This window comes from Vibrio sp. 1557, from assembly GCF_033340175.1.
In the GTDB taxonomy this organism is placed as follows: domain Bacteria; phylum Pseudomonadota; class Gammaproteobacteria; order Enterobacterales; family Vibrionaceae; genus Vibrio; species Vibrio alginolyticus.
The window spans coordinates 1-1,138 of record NZ_JAWOVZ010000235.1; the positions used below are offsets into that span (position 1 = coordinate 1).

Consider the following 1,138-nt stretch of genomic DNA (forward strand, 5'->3'; position numbering starts at 1 on the left):
CGTTCGCTTCTTCAATTTCCTGCTTCATGAGGTCTTCGCGGGTGTAATAGTAGCGCAGGTATGCGCACGGAATCATCCCCATATTGCGCAGCAGTTCTGTTGGCCATTCGAATGGAGGAATGTTTTGTGGAACGAGAGGATCGTTGCCCGATAAGATCTCTTCGACTACCTCTTGCAGCTTATCGCGACCTTCATGCAGGATCTGGCGCGCCCAAATAAAGTGGTTCAACCCCGCAACTTGCAATACAAAGTCTTGCTCGTCAGCGCCCAGCATTTGCGCGATGCCTTTTTGCATGATCACTGGCACGTTACACAAACCAACCGCTTTTACGTTGGTGTGCTTGAGAATCGCTTCGGTCACCATGCCCGATGGATTAGTAAAGTTCAGCAGCCAAGCGTCAGGACACAATTCTTCCATCTCTTTACAGATTTCTAGCGCGATAGGAATGGTGCGACAGGCATTAGCAAAACCGCCTAAACCATTGGTCTCCTGACCGATCATGCCGTATTTAAGCGAGATGCGTTCATCGCGGATGCGACCTTCCAAACAACCCGCGCGAAATTGAGAACAGACAAAATCGGCGTCTTTTAATGCGGGTTTGCGATCCAGCGTGACGTGAACATCAATATGAGACAGGTTGTTTTTCGCCAACATTCGGCGCGTTAAGTCGCCAATGATGCTGACTTTTTCTTTGCCATCCTCAATATCGACCAACCACAACTCGCCGATAGGCAGTTCATGATTGCGCTTGATGAGACCTTCGATAAGCTCTGGCGTGTAACTGGATCCTGCGCCAATAATGGTAATTTTTAGATTCTTTTTCATCGTGCTGTTTCTCGTTATGGATAAGACAGTTTGATTAAAAAGCATCGTGATTCGCTATACAAACCAATTTAAACTTGCTATGCATTAGCCTTTCTAATTTATGTTGAGTGCCAAGATGGACAGAAAACAGCAGATGCTCTCCAATATGTACACTTTCGCCGTTGCTGGTAAGTGTCTCAGTTTTACCAAAGCCGCTGAAGAGTTGTTTATTACCCAAGGGGCAGTGAGCCAACGCATTAAGTCACTGGAAGAACAACTGGGTTTCAGCTTATTTGTGCGTATGACTCGGCGATTAGAGCTGACCAAAGAAGG

At 46.8% G+C, this 1,138-nt stretch carries 1 protein-coding gene and 1 pseudogene; one reads left to right on the top strand and one right to left on the bottom strand.

Annotation, left to right across the window (positions count from 1 at the left end; translation table 11 throughout):
* Positions 1–826 (bottom strand): annotated as a pseudogene (locus R7070_RS26140) (6-phospho-beta-glucosidase); the annotation flags it as partial.
* Between the two features lie 115 nt (positions 827–941).
* Here R7070_RS26140 and R7070_RS26145 point away from each other — a divergent pair.
* Positions 942–1,138 (top strand): LysR family transcriptional regulator (locus tag R7070_RS26145; protein WP_029797802.1); only part of this gene is annotated, 197 nt, incomplete at its 3' end.